Raw genomic sequence first — 20,518 nt, 5'->3', positions numbered from 1 at the left:
GGCTGCGCGCTTTTCAGGATGGGTGCCGGAGGCGTGAGTAGCGCTCTCCGGCACCCTTTGTTGTCTATCGTTCGCGTGTGGGAGACCACCGGAGACCGCCGCCGAAGGTCTGTTTGTAGAACTCACGCTGGATCGGATTCACCGTGCTGCCATTGTAGAAACCAAAGACCTCATTGTTCAGGTTTAACGCGTAGGCTACCGCGGTGAAGCCCTTCGGCAGCCTGTAGGTTCCCTGCAGATCGACCTGCAGATGGCCGTACAGATAGGTGTCACCGTTCGGCCCCTTGATGCCGCCACCTGACGCGAGATACCCGGTGTCCGTGGGGTTTGGCTTCTTCTGCGTGAACACAATCGGCCCGGCGGTGGCATCGGTGTACTGATACGAGAAGATGTTCGCCGCGTTGTAGCTCAGTCCCAGCCGCACCGAAAGATTCCGCTTATCGTAAGTGGGACTAATGTTCCAAGTGTGCGGTGCCTGTCGCAGCAGATCCGGTTTATCCGACCTCCCGAACGCCGCAGGGAAGTTGATCTGCGAAGCAGAGTAGCCATAGTTCGCCGACAGGCCCGTTCCGTTCAACAGCCCAGGCAGATACGTGAAATGCTGCTGAAACGCAATCTCTAACCCATAGACATACGCGGTGCCGGCGTTCTGCGGCTGCGTCTGGATCGTCCCATCCGCAAGCGTCGTTTGCAGCGGAACGATCGGATCAGACAGATGCTTGTAGTACACCCCCGCCTGCAAAAGCCCGACAGGACTCAGGCTCCGCTCATACAGCAGATCCAGATTGTCCGCGTGCTCCGCCTTCAGGTTCGGGTTGCCAATGCTGGAGGTCGTACGCACCCCGCCCGGCGAGATCGTCGCAAACGAGACCAGGTCCGAGAAGTCCGGCCGCGACAAACCCCGCCCATACACCAGTCGCACCCCGCTCGACGGCGTAATGGAGTAGCGCACCGACGCGCTCGGCAGCACATCGAGATACGATCCGCTCCGGGCTACAGGCGGCTGGTCAGGAGTAATGGTGCCGTTGTCTTTTTCACTGGTGTTCTCAAAACGCACACCTACCAAGAACCGGAACCTGCTTATGTTGGTCGTGTTCATCAGGTACCCTGCCGAAACCTTCTCGACCAGGTTGAAGTTGTTCGTATTCACGTTCGGATTGGATGGATCAGGCCCCACCGCGGTAAATGCATTCACCTTGTCGTAGTCCACCGCCGGCCCAAACTGATAGGTGCCTCCGTAGTAGCCGGTATCGTTGAACGTGTTCAGGAAGTTCGTCATCTGCAGCGAAGGGTCGTTCGCTGCCGCCGTCGGAACTGTGTAGACGTCATCCTGGTTGGCGAACTTGTGCAGGTTCCGGAACCGCCCTCCAAACTCGAAGCTCGACGCGTGGCCAAAGAGTGAGTAGGACGTTGCCAAGTCGGCTCCGAAGCCAAGATCAACCTCCGGATTGTAGTAGCTCTCCACCCGCTGGCCTGCGTAGTAGTACTGTGTCGGATCGTAGATATTCACTCCGCTCGGAGCCACAAGCTTGGGCGTTAGAGGTTTGGAGTTATCGAGCGCGAACTGGATATTCCCATTGAGCACCGAGTCAGCTCCGGGATTGAACGTCGCGTCCGAGTAGCCCTCATCGCGCGTCCGTCCCACCGAGCTCTCCACATCCCAGGCGAGCAGCGAGCGTCTGATCACGTGTCGTCCGCCGAGCTGAATACTTCCCAGGTCCTGCACAGGGCGTCTGATCTCCGCTCCAAAGGTCGTATTGCCTGTGCCGTCCGGCTCTCCCGTCGAGGTATATGTGGTCGCCACGTTGTAGTCCCAGCGATTGCCGAAGTTATGAAAGAGCGAGTACAGGCCCTTCAAATAGATACTCGAGGTCTCACTAAAGCGATAGTCCACCGTTCCGGCGTAGCCGATCCGGTTGCGGTAGTACTGGTAGTCGCGAATATCGTATCCACCGAGAAGCACAGGCCCCGGCTCTACGTCGTTAATCCCGCGCCCGTTCCAGTCGTACGATCCGCCGAACAAGACGCCCAGCTTGTTCCCCTCCAAAAACCGCTTTCCCAGCGTGCCGTCGAATTGGTAGACCGGCCGGCCACCAATGATGGGGGTGTATCCGCCGGTGGACTCCAAAGCTATCGTTGGCTTGTCGCCGGCACTCTTCGTGCGCAGGTCTACCGAACCGCCGATCCCGTCGCCGGGCATGCTCGCCTCAAGGGTCTTATTGATCTGCACCGACTCCACGAGATCCGCGGGAATGATATCCAGCTTCACCTGGCGCACTGTCTCTGCTGAGGCGAGGTTCACTCCGTCGACTGTCACATTGGTCAATCGCGGTTCGGTGCCGCGCACCTGCACGTACTTGCCCTCGCCCTCGTCGCGCTCCAGCGTCACGCTTGCCAGCCGCCCGATCGCATCCGCCACGTTGGCATTCGGCAGGCTTTTGATCACATCAGCAGGCAGCACGTTGATGATGTTGTCCGCGTTGAAGGTGCGGTTGATCGACTCGATCTCTCCGCCCTCGCGACCCGCGTAGACCTGCACATCCTGCTTGTTCGAGGCTACGCTGAGCGAAGCAGCCAGCCGCACGACCTGCCCCGAAACCACCGTCACTTTTTTGGTGAAGGGAGCGAATCCTGCGTAGGAGACGGTTACATCGTGGTCGCCTGCACTAAGCCCGTTCAATGTAAATTGCCCCTGTGCATCGGTGAGCGCCGAGGCTGTCCCTGGGTTGACCTCTACCTTCGCACCCTGCAGCGCGCCGCCCTGGCTATCGACCACTGAGCCTGATAGCAGCCCGATTCCGGTCTGCGCCGTTACCGGGAGCACGCAGACGAGTAAGAGCATGAACATCGACACTGCGAATTGCTTCGCATAATTTTTAAGAGACATCGCCAACTCCGTTTTCTTGAAGGACTGGAAGATCGCGCCCGAAGAGGTGCTTCGGTTGACCCGAGCTGCTATACAAGGCAGATTGCACTTTTGAGCTTCCACCTAAACTAGAGAGAGGCTTTTGCGGGGGTGTGAACACAGCGTAACAACCCCGTAAAGCGCTCTTAAGGGTGGCTTAATCTTTGATGGTCCGGAGATTTTTAAGCGAGATTGTGGTGATACGGAGATTCGAGACGGAGTTATTCCGCATCTGAGATCGGGGCCACCATCGTTCCGATGGTAAGACATCGCCGCAAGGTTTGATCTCAAAGATCCCTGGCCGCGAGCCGCTACCATCTGTAAGACCCAAGACGAAGATACTAACGATCCCGCAATAGTTTAGAGCGGGATCGCTATGGCAAGCCTGTCCTTCTGCCGCTATTCACTCTTTTGGAGTTTCAAACGTAGCTGTTACGGGTTGGATTTGAGATTTCGATCGAGCCATGGGAGGATGACCTGCTTGAAGATGCGAGGGTCGGGCCAGACGCCTACCTGTCGGCCGAGGTGACCGCCCTGCGGATTGATCCATGCGTCTTTTGGAACGTCGCCACTGTCGAGGAGTTTGTAGACGTCGGAGATCGGAACCTGGGTGTCTTTGGTGCCGGCTAGGATCAGCATGGGCGCTGTTGGCTTGCCTAACAGATGCTGATTGACCAGAGACATCTTCGCGAACTCGTCGATCACCTGATCCAATGTGGTTACATTTTCGAAGATGGACATCAGGGCGGGAACCTGATCGAAGAGATACTCGCGGTTGCCTACCAGAGAGTTCACGATAAAGTCTCTCTGGAAGAAGAGATCGGTGGGTGGGGATTGGACGCTGACGCATTTGAGGCGATCTTTCTCGATGATTGCCATCTTAGTGCCCCAATAGGCTCCCCAACTGACGCCGTGCATGGCGATGCGGTGGGTGTCGACTTCGGGCCGGGTGGCGAGATAGTCGAGGACCTTGGAGAGGGCGCGGTCTGCGGTGGGACTGGCTTTGACAGGAGATTGGCCGGTGCCGGGGCCGTCGACGGCGATGTAGCCGATGCCGTAAGGCAGGATGGCGGAGAAGCTCTCGGTGAGGTCTTCCTTGCGGCTATCGAGTCCGTTGACGGCGATGACCATGGGGATTCGGCCAGTGGCGCCTTTGGGCAGCCGCAGGTAGCCGATGATCTCCTTGCCTTCGAAGGGGATGTGAACGACTTCGACGGGTGGATCCATCAGGCGAGCATGAGCGAGAAATGCTTCGATGCCTTTGGCGTAGGAGAGTTTTTTCTTGGGAGAGGAGTCGGTGGGCCAGCGGCCGAAGAAGTAGAGATGCCACGCACGGATGTAGTCGGCGTTGGCCTTGGCGGGATCGGTCTTTTCGAGGCTTTTGCCTTCGGCCATATAGCGGTCGGCGACGCCCATGAAGCCTTCGGCCCACTCATCCTTGTCGCGGGTGTGGATGGACTTGAAGGCCTCGCGGACGTCGTTGGGATCGAGGCCGATGAGAGGATATCCGCCGACCTCGGCGCGGTGGACGGCCTCGACCTTGATCTCGTCCAGAGTGCGCTCCGGTGCTCCCTGGGCCAGAAGGCTAGCTGAAGAAAGCCCGGCACAGACGGTGAGTAAAGATGCGATGGTTTTGAAGTTCCTGGTTGCAGGGTGCCTGGATACGGAATGCCTGGTTGCCACGATTGGAGTTCCTCTCTTCCACACTTTTCGAAAAACGGTTAACTTCAATGTTCGCCTTGAACCGATGCCGAACGCTTTGGAACGATGCTGTAGAGACTGCAAAACGCAGATTCCCTTCGGGAATGACAACAAAAAAGACAAGCAAAAACGAGAGCTGCGCAACTGCGCGGCGTTGCGCTAGAAGGAAAGTTTGAGGCCGAGTTGCACGGCGCGACTGCCTCCTGAGCCGATGACAGGATTTGAAGCCGCTACGTCCGGGGTTGCGCAGCCGCAGCCGAATTGGCCTGGAACGGAGGGATCGTTGTGGCCCCAGCCGTTCTGGCCACCGAAGGGGTTGGCGAAGTTGGGATGATTGGTGAAGTTGAAGAGTTCCGCGCGAAACTGCGCTGCGTATCGCTCGTGGAAGTGCCAGTTCTTATCGACGGAGAAGTCCCAGTTTTTATAGCCGGTGTCGCGGAAGGTATTTCGGCCCATGGTGCCGAAGGTTCCCGGCGCGGGCGGAGTCATGACGGAGTTGCCCACTCTGTAGCAGCCGGCTGTGGCCAGCGTGGCGAGCGAGCGAGCATGGGCCATGCAGACTGGATCGCTAGCACCTGTTACGGGGATGCCGACTGCGCCACCTGACTTGAAGTCGCGAGGATTGCCGAAGAAGTCCCAGCGATCGACTCCTTCGCCGGTCTGACTGAGGTCGTTGCCGGTATCGATGGGACCCCAGGGTTGCGCTCCGTAGAGGCTGACGATGGAGTTGACCTGCCAGCCTTCGAGGGATTGAAGGAACGACTTTCGGCCGGGGATGGCGTAGGAGGTGGTGAGGGTGAGGCGGTGGCGAATGTCGAAGTCGCTGCTGGCGTACTCGCGTTCGGGATGGGTGCTGTCTTGCGGGATGCCGGAGCCTGCGCCGAAGTCCCAGTTTGCGCCTACGTTATCGAGCGAGTGCGAGTAGGTGTAGCCGGCGACAGCGGTGAAGTGGTGGTAGTTGCGGGCGGTCATGGTCATCTGCAGACCGTCGTAGTTGGAGCGGTAGATGTTGCCCATCTGATAGATGAAGCTGAGATAGGGATAGAGGGCGTTGAAGGGGCGGCCGGACTGTTCGTCGTGGTTGAAGTCCGCCGAGGGAACGTTCTGGTTGATGTCGTGAATGCCGACGAGTTTTTGTCCGTGGTTGCCGACGTAGGCGACCTCGAGCACTAGGTCGGGCTTGAAAGAGTGCTCGACGTTCAGGTTCCAGCTATAGACCTGCGGTGTGCGGAAGTTCTGCACCATGCCAAGGATGCTGCAGGGGTTGGCTCCGCAGTTGATCACGCCGGTGGGAAAGACCGTGGAGGCACCGCTGTTGTAACCAGCGTTCCAGTTGAGGGCGGAGCCAACGAAGTTGACGGTACCGACCGAGATCGAACCGGTTCCCTTGCCGCCGTTGGGACCAACACCCAGCGCGCCGGTGGGGATGGTGCTGATGCCGAGGGAGTTGTTCAGAGCGAGGAAGGACTCCCAGTTGACGGTCTCGTAGATGAGCCCGGCACCGCCGCGCAGCACGGTTCTGCCACTTCCGGTGATGTCCCATGCGAAGCCCAGGCGAGGGGCGAAGTTGTAGTGCTCGCCGTTGTAGGGGCCGTTGATACCCTGGCCTACCTGAACCAGACCTACGCTGGGATCGAAGTTGCCGAGGAGGTTGTTTGCCTCCTTGACGACAGTGTTCAGTTCATAGCGAAGGCCGAGGTTGAGGGTGAGGTTCTTGGTGAGCCGCCAGTCATCCTGAGCGAAGCCCGCGAATCCCCAGTTGTGAATCTGCCGGGTGGGATCGCCGGTAAGCAGGCTGCCGGACGCAGGCACACCGGCGAAGAAGTCTTCGAGCGGCGTGGCGCCGGGGAAGGCGTCGGTGCCGAACCCAAACTTGATGCGGCCACGACCGCCGGCGTAGGCTCCCCCGGAGAAGCTATCGCGGTGTATTTCGCCACCAAACTTGTAGGCGTGTTTGCCGACGGTATAAGAGACGTGATCGATGAACTGAAAGCGGCGGTCGGGACCTTGGATCTTCGGCCAGTTGAAGCCGCCGAGTTCGTTGAGCGCGGGGAAGAAGTCCGAGATGTTGATGCGCGGCAGACCGAAGTACAGGGGATTGGTGACGCCGGTGTTCAGGCCGTAGGCAGAGGCAGGCTTGTTGCGGTCGTTGGTGAAGGTGGGCTGGTAGACGGTGTTGTAGCCGAAGCGCGCTTCGTTGAGCCAGCGCGGGTTGATGATGAAGGTCCAACTCGCTCCAACGACCTGGGCGCGCGTGTGGATCTGAGTCAGCCACGCGGTCTGGAGTTCGTTGGCGTCGGAGACGGTTCCATTATTGTTGCCGAAGAAGTAGAGGCCGTTGATCGAATGGCGTTGATTGATCTGATAGTCCACCTTGGCGACGGCGTTGTCGGTGGTGACGTCATTGGGCAGTCCGTAGTTGATGAACTCAGGGCCAGCCGCACTGGTGCCGTTGTTGGTGGGAAAGCCTGTACCGTTACAGACGATGGGCGGACCGACGGAACAGCCTCCGATGGTGAGACTGGGGGTGCTGGGGACGATGCCAGCCGCTTCGACCCCTGCAATGGCGTCGACAACACTGTTCTTCGGGTCGTTCCCGAAAGGAACGGTGAGCGGGGTGTTCAACTGGCTGATGCTTGCCACCTCGTAGGTCTGCCGCTCGTATCCGCCGAAGTAGAAGAGCTTGTCCTTGAGGATGGGGCCTCCGGCGGTGCCGCCGAACTGTTCGAGGCTGCGGGGATTTTTCGGGCCGCCTGAGATGGGATTGAAGTAGTTGCGCGCATCCATCGGAGTGTTTCGGCCAAAGGCATAGGCGGTGCGGTGGAGCGTGTTGGTGCCGGATTTGAGCGCAACGTTGACCATGGCTCCGGGCTTCCAACCGTACTCTGCCGGCGGATTTTCGATGAGGTTGAACTCCTGGATCGCGTCGACGGGGAGGATGGTTGCGGAGTCTCCCGCGATGCCAGCTCCGTTGATGATGCTCTGTCCGGAGAAAGGCTCGCTGTTGAACAGGCCGTCGATGATATAGGCGTTATCTTCAGCGCGCAGGCCGTTGGTACTGGTGGTGGAGAAGCCCCCGCCGGGATAACGCACGATGCCGGGACGAAGCTGGAGGAGATTCTCGTAGTTGCGGCCATTGAGCGGGAGATCGTTGATCTCCTTGTTGCCCAGCGTGCCCCCGAGGCTGGAGGAGGTCGTGTTGATGAGCGGCACCTGCATCGTGACCGTGACCGTCTCCGAGGCTGCTCCCGTCTCCAGAACAAAATCGACCTGCGCGTCCGAGGCCACTTCGATCTGAATATTGGTGCGCTCGGTAGCTTTGAAGGTTGGCGCTTCGACGCGTACCGAGTAGATGCCGGGCAGGAGGTCGGGGGCCACATACTGGCCCGCCTGCGTTGTCACCAGGGAGCGCTTGGTTCCGCGCTGTACATCCGTAATCGTGACCTTTGCCCCGGGGACCAGAGCTCCTGAGGAGTCGCTGACGTCGCCGAGGATGCGGCCAGTGTTTGTCTGGGCATGGGCGAAGAGGGAGAGAGAGAGAGAAAGCACCGGGACCGCGAGGGCAACAGCGACCCCTTGCATCGTTCTGGTTACAAGGCCGGCTGCTCTGTGAAAGTTCATTGCGTGTACGCCCCCTAAATTTTGGTACGACAGCTTTACCACCGCACCACAACACCGGTCAAGGAATTTACAAAATAAATTATCTTTCGAAGCCGCTTGACAAACCAATCCGGACTTGCGGTATAACTGTCAGACCACAGGGATCCCTTTTTATGGTGCCCCAAGAAAGGTTCTTCAAGATGGGCATTGCAAGCATCAATCCGGCCACCGGCGAAGTCATGAAAACCTTTGATCCGCTGACCGATGAGGAGTTGGCCGCGAAGCTCGATAAGGCCGCCGCAGCATTTGTTCTTCATCGTGAGACCAGCTTCGCCTATCGCGCGGAACGCATGATAAAAGCGGCAGAGATTCTTGAAGCGGAGAAGGAGCAGTTTGGCCGCATGATGAGTCTGGAGATGGGGAAGCCCATTCAGGCTGCGATCGACGAAGCCGTCAAATCTGCCTGGGCCTGCCGTTACTACGCGGAGCACGCAGAGAGGTTTCTGGCGGATGAGGCGGTCGAGACGAGCGCAAATCGCAGCTATATACACTATCAGCCGCTGGGTCCGATTCTCGCCATCATGCCGTGGAACTACCCTTTCTGGCAGGTGATTCGCTTTGTCGCTCCGGCTCTGATGGCCGGCAACGTGGGGCTGCTCAAGCACGCCTCCAATGTTCCGCAGAGTGCGCTGGCTGTCGAAGATGTCTTTCTTCGTGCGGGATTTGCCGAGGGAGTCTTTCAAACTTTATTGGTTGGCGCCTCGAAGGTTGAAGGCATTCTGGCTGATCCGCGCATCGCCGCCGCAACGCTTACGGGGAGCGAAGGCGCCGGCGTTCAGGTTGGCATCTCTGCAGCCCGAAGCATCAAAAAAGTGGTGCTGGAACTGGGCGGAAGCGATCCCTACATCGTGATGAAGTCGGCCAACTTTGCCGAAGCTGTTGCAACCGCGGTCAAGGCGCGTATCGCCAATAATGGCCAGTCCTGCATCGCAGCCAAAAGATTCATCGTGGAGGACTCCATCGCCGACAGGTTTGAGGATGAGTTCGTTGCGCGGATGGAGGCGCTGAAGGTTGGGGATCCGCTGGATCGGGCGACAGAGCTTGGTCCGCTGGCCTCGACCAGCGCCGTCGAGGATCTGCACCGCGATGTGCAGAAGTCCGTCGATGCAGGCGCGAGAGTGTTGACTGGTGGCAAGCCGATGCCAGGAAAGGGTTGTTTCTATCCGCCGACTGTCCTCACCGACATCCCACGAGATTCGCCGGCCTATAGCGAAGAGTTCTTCGGCCCGGTCGCGACCATCTTTCGCGTGAAAGACGCAGAGGAGGCGATCCGCATCGCCAACGACACGCGCTTTGGTCTGGGCGCGAGTGTGTGGACCCAGGACGAGGCGGAACGAGACCATCTGATCCAGGAGTTGGAGGCAGGAATGGTCTTCGTCAACAAGATGGTCGCCTCCGATCCGCGGGTGCCCTTTGGCGGAGTCAAGCAGTCTGGATTCGGGCGTGAGCTTGGACCCTTCGGCATTCGCGAGTTCACGAACATCAAAACGGTTTGGATTGAAAAGTAGATGGCACGACAGCAATTTGTCCTAAAGTGGCATTATGGTATAACCACTTGTCCTTAAGTATTTTCTAACCCAATAACCCAATCGGTCTATTGGTATAACCGAATACCCTAAACGAGAACCCTCCATCGAAATGGCAATTTCAACCCCTGGCGTCCTGTATAGTGTTTCGACCACGACCACCCTCAAAGGTGGCCAGACGAAGGGGATGCCAATGTACAAAGTAGTTCGAACAGCGAGACTTTATGAACAGATCGTGCAGCAGATCGAGCAGTCGATCCAGGAAGGAAAGCTGAAACCAGGGGACCAGTTGCCGGCGGAACGGGAGCTAGCCCAGGAGTTTGGGGTCAGCCGCACGGCGGTACGCGAAGCCGTCAAGACCTTGAGCGAGAAGGGGCTGGTCGAAGCGTACTCAGGCCGCGGCACGTTTGTCAGCACGGGAAAGTCCCAGGCGATACGCCACTCCCTCAACTCCTTTCTCAAGAGCGGCGACCTTGAAGACTCCGACTATGTTGCGGAGATGCGCGAGATTCTGGAGCCTGAGTTCACGGCGCTGGCCGCGACTCGCATCGAAGAACAGCACCTGGTCATGATGCGGGAGGCCGTCGCGGTGATGGACCGCAGCATGAAGAATCCAGACGCTTATATTGAAGCCGATCTCGACTTCCATCTGGCTCTGGCCGAAGCTGCTGGAAATCCGCTCATTCTGTCGTTGCTGGATTCGCTCGTAGGAGTTTTGCGGGAGCAGCGGCTGGGAATTTTCTCTGTCACCGGGGGGCCGGAGCGTGGTCAGGTCCATCACAAACTCATCCTGGAAGCGATCGAAAAGCGGAGTGCCAGTAGTGCACGCAAAGCGATGCGTGCTCACCTGCAACAGGTGCACCAAGATTCGAAGGTTTCTGCAGTTATGAAAAATAAATCACCTAAGAGGCAGTCCTCTTAATGAAAGGCAGAATCGAATGGCGAACCTCGGATTTATTGGCCTTGGAGTAATGGGAAGTGAGATGGTGGACCGGCTCCTGGCCAAGGGCCATACTGTGACCGGCTATAACCGGACACGGTCCAAAGCGGAACGACTCATCGAGAAGGGAATGAAGATCGCAGAGTCTCCGCGCGAGGTAGCCGAAGCTGCTGATGTTGTTCTCTCCATGGTCACGAACGGTCCCGCATTGAAAGGTATCGCGGAAGGCCCGGATGGTTTTCTCGCTGGGCTCAGCGCCGGAAAGATCCTGGTCGATATCAGCACCGTGGGGCCGGATTTAAGTCGCGAGATGGCGGAAAAGGTTCGCGCTCTGGGCGCTGACATGCTGGATGCTCCTGTCTCGGGAAGCGTCATTACTCTGCAGGAAGGCAATCTCTCCGTGATGGTAGGCGGAAGGGCAGAGACCTTCGAGAAGGTCAAACCGATCCTGTTGGATATAGGCCCCAAGGTGACGCACGTTGGCGGCAATGGACTGGCACTGTCCATGAAGATTGCTTCGAATCTGAGCCTAGCGGTACAGATGCTGGCCTTCTCCGAAGGCGTGCTGCTGGCTGAGAAGAGCGGCATCAAGCGCGAAGTTGCGGTGGACGTACTCACTCACAGCGCCATCGCTTCTCCTATGATCAAGTACCGGGGCCCCTTCGTTCTTCAGCAGCCGGAAGAGGCATGGTTTGACGTGAACATGATGCAGAAGGATATGTTGCTGGCGCTGGATCTTGGACGGCAATTGAATGTGCCACTCCCGACCACTGCTGTTACCAATGAATTTCTAACTGCTGCGCGGGCCATGAACTGGGCCAAGCTGGACTTCGCCGTAATCTTCGATGTTCTCGCGAAACTATCTGGCATCGACACAGGAGTTGGAAGATGACATCCCAAACCGAAGAAGCCGTGAACACGTTCGGCAAAGAGTTGGCGCTGCATGCCTATCGGCAGATGTTGCGTATCCGCATGTTCGAAGAGCAGGTGAACGAGCTCTACACGCGTGCGTTGATGCCTGGCCTCGCTCACTTGTACAGCGGCGAAGAAGCCATTGCGGTCGGCATCTGCGAAGCTCTCAAAAAGGAAGACTACGTCACCAGCACACATCGTGGACACGGTCACTGCCTGGCCAAAGGCGCTACGCCGAATCTCATGTTTGCCGAGCTGCTGGGGAAGGAAGCGGGATACTGTCATGGCAAAGGCGGCTCGATGCATATAGCCGATCCTGCAACCGGTAATCTGGGTGCGAATGCGATCGTTGGTGGCAGCATGGGCATCGCGACAGGCGCCGCCTTCTCAGCGAAGTACCTGAACAATGGCCTGGTTGCTGTCTGCTTCTTTGGCGAAGGAGCACTCGGTCAGGGTCTGCTCTATGAGGTGTTGAACATCGCTCAGCTCTGGAAGCTCCCTGTGATCTACGTCTGCGAAAACAACCTCTACAACGAGTACACACACTACAGTGAGACCACGGCGGGAGATATCTGCGCCCGAGCCACCGCATTTGGCGTAAGAGCCGAAGCCGTAGATGGGCAGGATGTGCAAGCCGTCTATAGAAAGGCCAAACAACTTATTGACAGTGCGAGAGCTGGCGATGGTCCGGCTTTTCTTCTCTGCAATACCTATCGCTACACCGGCCATCACGTAGGCGACATCAATCGCGATTACTACCGCACCAAGCTGGAAGAGCAGGAATGGAAGACACGCCGCGACCCCATTCTGCTTCACGGCGAACGGCTGGTTCACGAAGGGTTCACCGATAAGGCAACGCTCGACGCACTTGAAAGCGAAGTAAGAGAAGAGATGAAAGCCGCTGTCGAGTTTGCGATCGCTGCTCCGTACCCAGCATTAGAAGAAGTGGAGATGCACGTCTATGCCTGACAGTACTGATCGTGAATTGACCTTTGCACAGGCCGTAAGGGAGGCACTCGCGGAAGAGATGCGTCACGACTCGCGAGTCTGCATCCTTGGCGAAGACGTGGCCGAAGCAGGCACCCCTTTCAAAGTGTTATCGGGGCTGGTCGAGGAGTTCGGAACCAATCGAGTCTTTGACACACCGATCTCCGAGGCAGGTTTTACCGGCATAGCCGTGGGCGCTGCCATGACCGGGATTCGCCCCGTGGTCGACATCATGTTCGGCGACTTTCTTACCTTGACGATGGACCAGATGGTTAATCAAGCTGCAAAGATCCACTACATGTCGGGTGGCAAGTGGAAGGTGCCGATGGTTCTGCGGACGACGCTCGGAGCAAGCAGGCGCTCTGCCGCTCAACACTCGCAGTCTCTCCACGCATGGCTATGCCACGTGCCCGGACTGAAGGTTGTGATTCCATCCACTCCTGCCGACGCAAAGGGTCTCTTGAAGACTGCGATCCGCGACGAGAATCCCATCATCTTCTTCGAAGACAAGATGATGCACCACAAGCTGAAAGGCCCCGTCCCGACCGGAGAATACACGATCCCTCTCGGCGTTGCGGAGGTCAAGCGCGTCGGCAAAGACATCTCACTGGTAGCGACCAGTAGTATGGTGCAGGTGGCGCTGGGCGCGGCAGATATGCTCGCGGAGATTGGCATCAGCGCGGAGGTTGTCGACCCGCGAACTCTCTGGCCGCTCGATGAAAAGACGCTCATTGACTCTGCAAAGAAGACGTCTCGCGCCATTGTGATCGACGAAGGGTACGGCCGCTACGGTGTGACCTCGGAGTTGGCCTCGGTGATCTCGGAGGGTGCTTTTTACGATCTCGACGGCCCGGTACTTCGTATGGGAGCGATGCATGTTCCCATCCCCTTCTCGCCGCCGCTTGAGGACCTGACCGTACCGACCGAGAAGATGCTCTTTAATGCGGCGAAGAAGCTTTGCAGCAAGTCGTAGAATCACGAACGTCTTTGGACCACGAACGGGAGAAGCAGCAATGGCACAGCCGACTTACGGAACCATGGGAGTTGATTGGGAGCAGCGAATCGATTTTGATCGTCTTCGTGTAGAGAGACTCCAGCGCGCGAAGAACCTGCTTGCGAAGTCTGAGATGGGGGCGCTGCTCTGCTTCGACATGAACAATGTGCGTTACCTCACGTCGACGCACATTGGCACATGGGCCCAGGACAAAGCGAACCGGTTCGTCTTGCTCCCGCAAAACGATGAGCCCATCCTGTGGGACTTCGGCTCCGCAGCCCGACATCATCAACTGCACTGTCCGTGGCTCGGAGAACGCTCGCGCCCGGGCATCTCCATGTTGCGTGGCACGATGTCTCCTGAGCACGGTCGTGCGGAAGATGTCGCCAAGAAGATTCGCATTGAGCTAGAGATGCGTGGGCTGCATAAGGAGCCGGTAGGAATCGACATCATCGAATTGCCAGTCCTGTTTGCTTTGCAACGCGAGGGTATTACCGTCATCGACGGTCAGCAGTTGATGTCCGAGGCCCGCGTCATCAAGACCAAAGACGAGATTGCGCTTCTAAACACCTCTGCTTCGATGGTTGATGCGGCCTATCACGAGCTTTACATGGCGATGAAGCCGGGCATGCGGGAGAACGAAGCCGTAGGCCTGGTAAGCAAGGTGCTCTACGACCTTGGCTCAGAGTACGTCGAGGCGGTCAATGCAATCTCCGGCGAACGATGCAATCCTCATCCGCACGTCTTCTCCGACAGAATTATGCGCCCTGGCGACCCCGTCTACTACGACATCCTCCACTCTTACATGGGCTACCGAACGTGTTATTACCGTACCTTCTCAATTGGCTATTCGTCCCACGCGATGGTCGACGCCTACAAGAGATGCCGAGACTATCTGGACGCTGCGATCGATCTGATTCGTCCTGGCCGCTCGACAGGCGATGTAGCTTCGGTGTGGCCGAAGGCGCAGGACTTCGGCTTCCCCAATGAGGAGGCGGCCTTCGCGCTTCAGTACGGGCACGGCATCGGGCTCGCGATCTGGGAAAAGCCGGTCATCAGCCGCCTCGTCTCTTTGGATCATCCACAGGAGATCAAGCCTGGAATGGTCTTTGCTCTCGAGACGTTCTGGCCTTCTAAGGATGGCTGGAGCGCGGCTCGAATCGAGGAAGAGATTGTTGTTACGGAGACCGGCCATGAGGTGATCACGCGCTTCCCTGCTGAGAAGCTTCTAGTCGCTGGCGCGCATTACTACACGGTCGGCGGCCCGCTTCCAACCGTGCGAGAGACAGAATCAGAACCTAGCGCAGATGTTCGCAACCTGGTTGCAGCCAGTGCACAAAAAGAGAGGATCGGGAGCTAACGCTGCGGCCTTAGGGCCCGCGTATCCCAATAACTTATGGCTATCAGTGTCGTAATGCCCGCACTCGAGATGGCGCAGGAGACAGGGAAGCTCGTCTCCTGGCTTAAGAAGGAAGGCGACAAGGTCTCGAAAGGGGACCTGTTGCTCGAAATCGAAACAGACAAGGCCGTGATGGAAGTGGAAGCCACTGCCGATGGCGTTCTCGGTGGAATCACCGGCGAAGTGGGGACCGACATTCCAGTCGGCCAGACTATTGCCTGGATTCTGAAGCCTGGAGAAGACGTGCCGGCTGAGGCAAAACCTCACACACAAGCGGCTCCTTCACTTGCCGAAGCAGCCCGCACCACTGAAGAAAATTCTCAGCAGCCGGTGATTGCTAACTCCACCGGAAGAGTCTCTCCTAAGGCGCGTCGGCTCGCGAAAGACAACGGTATCGATCTCACTTCGGTGCAGGGTTCAGGCGATGGCGGAGAGATTCTGGCTTCGGACATTCAGGCAATCATCGACGGTGGTCCTAACGACTCTCGCGCTCCTGCGGTTCAACACGAAACACTCTCTTCTATTGGCCGACTGATGGCGGAACGAACGGTGCAGAGCTGGACCACGGTCCCGCACTTCTTTCTGCAGCGAGAGGTGAATGCAACGGCATTGAATTCCCTACGCGCAGCTCTCGGGCCCGAGGTCGAGCGATCCTCCGGAGTAAAGCTCACGCATACCGACATCCTTGTCGCGCTCGTGGCTCGCGCTCTGGCCCGGCATCCGCGCGTTAATGCAAGCTGGATCGAGAACGGAGTCCGTCTGAACCGTGACGTAAACGTCTCCGTCGCGATGGCCGTCGAGGACGGTGTCGTAGCGCCTGTGGTCCACAACGCAAACACTGCGACGCTGGGTGAGATCGCCAAACAACGTCGCGAGTTGACGGACCGGGCAAAAGCAGGTCGCCTCCGTCCTACGGATTTTGCTGGCGGGACCTTCACGGTCAGCAATCTCGGAATGTTCCACATCGATTCCTTTTGCGCCATCATCACTCCGCCCCAGGCCGCAATCCTGGCCGTAGGTCAAATCGTACAGAGAGCAGTCGCGGTAGACGGAGTCGTTGTTGTGAGGCCAATCTTCAGCCTGACGATCTCCTGCGACCACCGTGTGTTGGACGGGGCAAAGGCCGCGACTTTCATGCATGACCTTGCTGAGTCGATCCGCGAACCAAAACTTTAGCTTGCCCGAGCGCTCGGCTTGTGATGATGCGCAGCCAGGCATGGACTTTCCCGGACGACCGTAGGCTGAGGCATAAGACATGGAAAGCGTTGGTGTAGAGCAGCTCCCTGTAAGTACCTCCACTGAATCAAAGGGTAAAACCCCTTTTTATTTTAGTTTCTGGTTTCAGGTCTGCATCGCCGTTGTGCTGGCGATGGTATTCGGGTACCTAAGCCCGGCGCGCGCCGTTGCCATGAAGCCGCTGGGCGATGCGTTCATCCGCCTCATCACCATGGTTGTTACACCGATCATCTTCTGCACGGTGGTCTCCGGAATCGCCGGCATGCAGGATTTGAAGAAGGTGGGTCGAGTTGGCGGAAAGGCGTTGATCTACTTTGAGGTGGTTTCCACACTGGCGCTCTTCATCGGCTTAGTGGTGGGAAATATCGTTCATCCGGGTGCAGACTTTCACGTAAATCCAGCGACTCTTGATGCGAAAGCAGTAGAAGGCTATGCAGGACAAGCGAAGGCGCAGACTGTAACCGAGTTCGCAATGCACATCATCCCGACAACGATCGTGGATGCCTTTGCCAAGGGCGACATCCTGCAGGTTCTGCTGGTCGCCTTGCTCTTTGGCTTTGCACTGTCGTTGATGGGAGATCGGTGCAAGCCGCTTCTCTCTCTGCTCGATACCTTTACGAGTGCCATCTTCGGAGTCGTTGGCATCATCATGCGCTTCGCCCCGCTGGGAGCATTCGGCGCGATGGCCTTTACCGTGGGCAAGTACGGCATCGCATCCCTCGGGCCGCTGCTCAAATTAATTGGAACGTTTTACGTTACTTCAATCTTCTTCGTTGTGGTCGTGCTGGGAGCAGTCGCGCTCCTTGCCGGATTCAACATCTTCAAGTTTCTGTCGTACATCAAAGAGGAGATTCTTCTCGTCCTGGCTGTCAGCTCCTCCGAGCCTGCACTTCCCACGCTCATGGAAAAACTTGAAGCCCTGGGGTGCTCGAAGGCGCTCGTAGGGCTCGTTGTCCCTACGGGATACGCCTTCAACACGGATGGCACGAGTCTCTACATCACGCTGGCTGCTCTATTTGTGGCCCAGGCTACGGGAACGCACCTCACTCTGGCGCAGCAGTTGACCATCTTCGCGGTAGCAGTCCTTACTTCAAAAGGAGCCAGCGGCGTTCAGGGCGCCTCGTTCATCGCATTGGTCGGAACCTTATCGGTCGTTTCGACTGTTCCTGTCGCAGGGATGGCCCTCATCCTCGGGATCGACCGCTTTATGAGCATGTTCCGCGCAGCCGTGAACATGATCGGCAATGGAGTAGCGACGTTGGTGATAGCACGATGGGAAAAAGAGATCGACAGATCGACACTCCGCATTCATCTATGACGACTTGGTGAAGACCAGACGAATGGTCCACCCGCTTCGCAAAAATAACAACCATGATTCATAACAAGAAACAGTGATGGGCCTGGCCAGCGAGACCAGACCCATCACTAAGAAACGGCAAGCCGCTAAGCTCAGGCAGTTGGACTTTCCAGTATCTGAGCCAGTGCATGCAACCTCTTGGCATCCTCTGGGTTCTTCGCGTCCGAAGCACTCGTCTCAACAGACGCCGCCATGCCATGCAGTTTTGCCAGATCCTTCTTGCCAAGGTGCGACCTCTGCGTCCGCATAATCGCCTTATTCAAATCAGCGATCCGCTCTGACGACAATGCCTGCGAACGCCCCAGCTGATCGAGATACGCTCGCGCCACCGTCAACTGAGACGGCCACGCAATCTTCTGCTGGTTCTGCACGTTCAGTTCGGTGACCTTCACCAGGCTGGCCGCATCGATTTCGTTCTGTGTCAGAAATTTGCTTGGGACCAGCTTAAACACATCCAGTCCGCGCGCGATCTCCGACCCGTAGATATAGCCGTTATACCAATAGGCAGACCAGTCGCCACCCAGGATCAGCGCCTTGGCATCGACAGGCCCGCGATCATAGTAAGCGATCTCGTACGGATGTGCCGCGTCCGTAAAGTCCATCACGGAGATGCCACCCTGATACCACGCCTGCACCTCAATATCACGTCCTGGAACTGGAATCAATGAGCCGTTGTGAGCAACGCAGTTCTCCGTCTCCGTCTGTGCGGCCGGCATCTTGTAGTAACTCGCAAACGACAGCTTGTCGTCCTTCAGATGGAAGATCGCATCCGCTCCCCACTTGTTCGGGTCCGTCGAACGGCAGCGCGGCTGCAGACCGCCGCCCCACTCATCGGTGAACACCACCTTCGTTCCATCGTTCGAGAACGACGCCGAGTGCCAGTACGAGTAGTTTGGATCGTTTACGGCATCCACGCGTTTCGGATGCACAGGGTCCCTGATATCCAGCAGAATGCCGTTGCCGGAGCAGGCTCCGGCTGCGAGCCCCAAGGCCGAATACACCGTTATGTCGTGGCACTGGTTGGTGTCCGCAGGCTTCTCGGCTTTCTTATCGTGGCTTCCGCCATTGTTCAGGCCGTTCAGAGCGCCGGTGCGCGGATCGATAAATACCCGCGGACTCGAAACCACTTTGGCCTGTTGCGGCGCGGCAAGCGGCACCTTGATCACGTCGATCCGGAACAGCGAAGTGTTCGAGTCTTTCTCCGGCTTCTCCTCCCGCGAGCAGCCCGCAAGCTCCTCACTCTGCCGCACAAACGATGTCCCCGAAACATAGATGTAGACGTTGTCCTTATCGTTAGGGTCCACCACCAGGGTATGCGTGTGCGACCCGCGGCAGGTCTGCACCGCCGCCACCTGCTTCGGATTTTTGATATCCGAAATGTCGAACACCCTTACGCCGCGAAAGCGATCCGGGCTCGCCGTCGGAATCCGATGGTCCTTCTCATGCCCCGGCTCCGGCGGGGGCAGCGGCGGAAACCCCTGCACTCCGCAGTCCAGCCGCCCGTTCGGCATCTCCACCGACATAAACAGCAGATTCCCATAGACCGAAACATCGCCCTGCCCGCCCGGGCACACCAGTGTCGTAATCAACGACAGCTTCGCCGGGTTCGAGATGTCATAGAAGCTCACGCCATAAAAGTTGCCCTGGAACAGATGCGTTCCCTGAAACGCAAAGTCGGAGTTTGCGAAGGCGAGCTGCGCAATCACCAACTGCATCGGCTTCGGTATCTTGTCCCTGTTACCCACCCCGATCAGGTCCAGACTCTTCTGCACCGCGGGATCGTCTGGATTCGTAGATGACAGTTGAAACGCGTTAGGCTTCTTCAAAAACGCGAGGTGCTCAATCCCCATCGCAGCCTCACCTGCGTCGTAGAGTCCCGGCTTCAATCCCACGCGCGGATCGTTTGTCGTCGACCCCGTCATACCCGGTGGCAACGGCACAGCGGGCTTCGGTAGAAACGGATTATCGTCTTCCTCTGGCGCCGCCTGCGCAGCGGGAGCAGAAGGAGCCTGTCCAGCGGGAGCCTGCGCCCACAGAGCTACCCAACCGGAACACACCAAAGCCGCGCCAAAGGCCACACCAGCCAAACGGAAAGCGTGAGACTGCCTACGATTCATCGTTTCTCCTTCAACATATTCTGCATAATCCCGATCTCGGCCCTTTGCGAGTTATCTGCATCCGTAGCGAAGTCGAACAGCTCCGCATCCTGTCCCGCGCCGGGCGTATCGAACAGTTGCCTGACCATCACCAGCGCACCATTGTGATGCTGAATCATCCCTGTCAAAAACAGTTGGTCGAACTCTGCGCCCCTGGCCTGCTGCAACGCCTCCATCTGCTTCGGCGTCAACATCCCCGGCATGGCCTGCATCGGGCCCCCGCTCTTATCCATATCCGGCATACCCGGCATGGACATTGACACGGACTCCCCGCGCGCCGTAAGCCACCGTTTCATGAACTTCATCTCATCTGCCTGCGAAAGGCCGATGCGCGCCCCCAGAGAACGAATCTCTTTGTTCTCCGTGTGCGACGGAATCAGCGCCGTCATCTCGACCGCCTGCCCATGATGCATAATCATGCCCTGCATGAACTCGACGTCAGCCTGCGATCTTTGGGGAGCCGTGGCGGTGGTCGAGGACGGCAGTCGCCTGCTGGGAGTTCCCGGCGCACCCGGCTGCACTACCACCGGCGCCGAACCCGTTTGTGCCTGTTGAGCATGAGCTGGAGCAGACGGTCCGCCGCAAAACACCGCAGTCAGAAACCATCCACCAAACGCTGCGAGTGTGGACGCCAGGGGCCGCGGCTCGCGGCTGCGACCAGTAGAGTCGAAGTTCAATCTTCCCATCGTGCCGGGCATATTTTCGTTCTCCCACGGTATCATGGCGGGTGTGAGTCGCATGAGAG

General features: G+C 57.9%; 13 protein-coding genes. 8 read left to right on the top strand and 5 right to left on the bottom strand.

The window, feature by feature from the left end; genetic code table 11:
- Nucleotides 1-64: 64 nt before the first annotated feature.
- From HDF08_RS02180 to HDF08_RS02170, 3 genes are all read right to left on the bottom strand, one after another.
- Nucleotides 65-2,887 (bottom strand): TonB-dependent receptor, encoded by a 2,823-nt coding sequence (locus HDF08_RS02180; RefSeq protein ID WP_179636841.1) that lies wholly within the window; start codon nucleotides 2,885-2,887, stop codon nucleotides 65-67.
- A gap of 450 nt (nucleotides 2,888-3,337) precedes the next feature.
- A complete protein-coding gene (locus tag HDF08_RS02175) occupies nucleotides 3,338-4,588 on the bottom strand; it encodes an alpha/beta hydrolase family protein (RefSeq protein WP_179636839.1) in 1,251 nt (416 codons plus the stop codon).
- A 177-nt stretch (nucleotides 4,589-4,765) separates the two neighbouring features.
- Nucleotides 4,766-8,227 (bottom strand): TonB-dependent receptor, encoded by a 3,462-nt coding sequence (locus HDF08_RS02170; RefSeq protein WP_179636837.1) that lies wholly within the window; start codon nucleotides 8,225-8,227, stop codon nucleotides 4,766-4,768.
- Between the two features lie 179 nt (nucleotides 8,228-8,406).
- On the opposite strand from HDF08_RS02170, the gene HDF08_RS02165 reads away from it, so the two are divergent.
- From HDF08_RS02165 to dctA, 8 genes are all read left to right on the top strand, one after another.
- Nucleotides 8,407-9,774 (top strand): NAD-dependent succinate-semialdehyde dehydrogenase, encoded by a 1,368-nt coding sequence (locus HDF08_RS02165; protein ID WP_179636835.1) that lies wholly within the window; start codon nucleotides 8,407-8,409, stop codon nucleotides 9,772-9,774.
- Between the two features lie 130 nt (nucleotides 9,775-9,904).
- Nucleotides 9,905-10,714: a FadR/GntR family transcriptional regulator gene (locus HDF08_RS02160; RefSeq protein ID WP_179636833.1), complete on the top strand. Its 810-nt coding sequence runs from the start codon at nucleotides 9,905-9,907 to the stop codon at nucleotides 10,712-10,714.
- 16 nt (nucleotides 10,715-10,730) lie between these two features.
- Complete coding sequence (locus HDF08_RS02155; RefSeq protein ID WP_179636831.1) at nucleotides 10,731-11,624, top strand: NAD(P)-dependent oxidoreductase; 894 nt, start codon at nucleotides 10,731-10,733, stop codon at nucleotides 11,622-11,624.
- Nucleotides 11,621-12,613, top strand: a complete 993-nt coding sequence (locus tag HDF08_RS02150; protein WP_179636829.1) for a thiamine pyrophosphate-dependent dehydrogenase E1 component subunit alpha — start codon at nucleotides 11,621-11,623, stop codon at nucleotides 12,611-12,613. Before HDF08_RS02155 ends, HDF08_RS02150 begins: the two co-directional genes overlap by 4 nt.
- On the top strand, nucleotides 12,606-13,604 hold the full coding sequence (locus HDF08_RS02145; RefSeq protein WP_179636828.1) for an alpha-ketoacid dehydrogenase subunit beta: 999 nt from the start codon (nucleotides 12,606-12,608) through the stop codon (nucleotides 13,602-13,604). The genes HDF08_RS02150 and HDF08_RS02145 overlap by 8 nt, the downstream gene beginning before the upstream one ends.
- A gap of 40 nt (nucleotides 13,605-13,644) precedes the next feature.
- Nucleotides 13,645-14,985: a M24 family metallopeptidase gene (locus HDF08_RS02140; RefSeq protein ID WP_179636827.1), complete on the top strand. Its 1,341-nt coding sequence runs from the start codon at nucleotides 13,645-13,647 to the stop codon at nucleotides 14,983-14,985.
- A gap of 36 nt (nucleotides 14,986-15,021) precedes the next feature.
- Nucleotides 15,022-16,200 (top strand): dihydrolipoamide acetyltransferase family protein, encoded by a 1,179-nt coding sequence (locus tag HDF08_RS02135; protein WP_179636826.1) that lies wholly within the window; start codon nucleotides 15,022-15,024, stop codon nucleotides 16,198-16,200.
- 79 nt (nucleotides 16,201-16,279) lie between these two features.
- Nucleotides 16,280-17,578 carry a C4-dicarboxylate transporter DctA gene (dctA, locus tag HDF08_RS02130; protein WP_179636825.1) on the top strand — a complete coding sequence of 433 codons (1,299 nt, stop codon included), beginning with the start codon at nucleotides 16,280-16,282 and terminating at the stop codon, nucleotides 17,576-17,578.
- A gap of 131 nt (nucleotides 17,579-17,709) precedes the next feature.
- Here the strand turns inward: dctA and HDF08_RS02125 are convergent, their stop codons facing one another.
- Complete coding sequence (locus HDF08_RS02125; protein ID WP_218884475.1) at nucleotides 17,710-19,734, bottom strand: LVIVD repeat-containing protein; 2,025 nt, start codon at nucleotides 19,732-19,734, stop codon at nucleotides 17,710-17,712.
- Nucleotides 19,731-20,513 (bottom strand): DUF305 domain-containing protein, encoded by a 783-nt coding sequence (locus tag HDF08_RS02120; protein WP_257030838.1) that lies wholly within the window; start codon nucleotides 20,511-20,513, stop codon nucleotides 19,731-19,733. The genes HDF08_RS02125 and HDF08_RS02120 overlap by 4 nt, the downstream gene beginning before the upstream one ends.
- Between the last annotated feature and the right edge of the window lie 5 nt (nucleotides 20,514-20,518).

Source organism: Tunturiibacter empetritectus (assembly GCF_013410875.1).
Lineage (GTDB): Bacteria > Acidobacteriota > Terriglobia > Terriglobales > Acidobacteriaceae > Edaphobacter > Edaphobacter empetritectus.
Note: the sequence above shows the minus strand (reverse complement) of the source record. Positions and strands in the feature narration are given on the sequence as shown.

What these genes read in the sequence shown, in the direction of transcription:
- HDF08_RS02180 (WP_179636841.1), bottom strand. Translation starts at nt 2,887, where the DNA reads ATGTCTCTTAAAAATTATGCGAAGCAATTCGCAGTGTCGATGTTCATG.
- HDF08_RS02170 (WP_179636837.1), bottom strand. Translation starts at nt 8,227, where the DNA reads ATGAACTTTCACAGAGCAGCCGGCCTTGTAACCAGAACGATGCAAGGG.
- HDF08_RS02165 (WP_179636835.1), top strand. Translation starts at nt 8,407, where the DNA reads ATGGGCATTGCAAGCATCAATCCGGCCACCGGCGAAGTCATGAAAACC.
- HDF08_RS02160 (WP_179636833.1), top strand. Translation starts at nt 9,905, where the DNA reads ATGGCAATTTCAACCCCTGGCGTCCTGTATAGTGTTTCGACCACGACC.
- HDF08_RS02155 (WP_179636831.1), top strand. Translation starts at nt 10,731, where the DNA reads ATGGCGAACCTCGGATTTATTGGCCTTGGAGTAATGGGAAGTGAGATG.
- HDF08_RS02150 (WP_179636829.1), top strand. Translation starts at nt 11,621, where the DNA reads ATGACATCCCAAACCGAAGAAGCCGTGAACACGTTCGGCAAAGAGTTG.
- HDF08_RS02145 (WP_179636828.1), top strand. Translation starts at nt 12,606, where the DNA reads ATGCCTGACAGTACTGATCGTGAATTGACCTTTGCACAGGCCGTAAGG.
- HDF08_RS02140 (WP_179636827.1), top strand. Translation starts at nt 13,645, where the DNA reads ATGGCACAGCCGACTTACGGAACCATGGGAGTTGATTGGGAGCAGCGA.
- HDF08_RS02135 (WP_179636826.1), top strand. Translation starts at nt 15,022, where the DNA reads ATGGCTATCAGTGTCGTAATGCCCGCACTCGAGATGGCGCAGGAGACA.
- dctA (WP_179636825.1), top strand. Translation starts at nt 16,280, where the DNA reads ATGGAAAGCGTTGGTGTAGAGCAGCTCCCTGTAAGTACCTCCACTGAA.
- HDF08_RS02125 (WP_218884475.1), bottom strand. Translation starts at nt 19,734, where the DNA reads ATGAATCGTAGGCAGTCTCACGCTTTCCGTTTGGCTGGTGTGGCCTTT.
- HDF08_RS02120 (WP_257030838.1), bottom strand. Translation starts at nt 20,513, where the DNA reads ATGCGACTCACACCCGCCATGATACCGTGGGAGAACGAAAATATGCCC.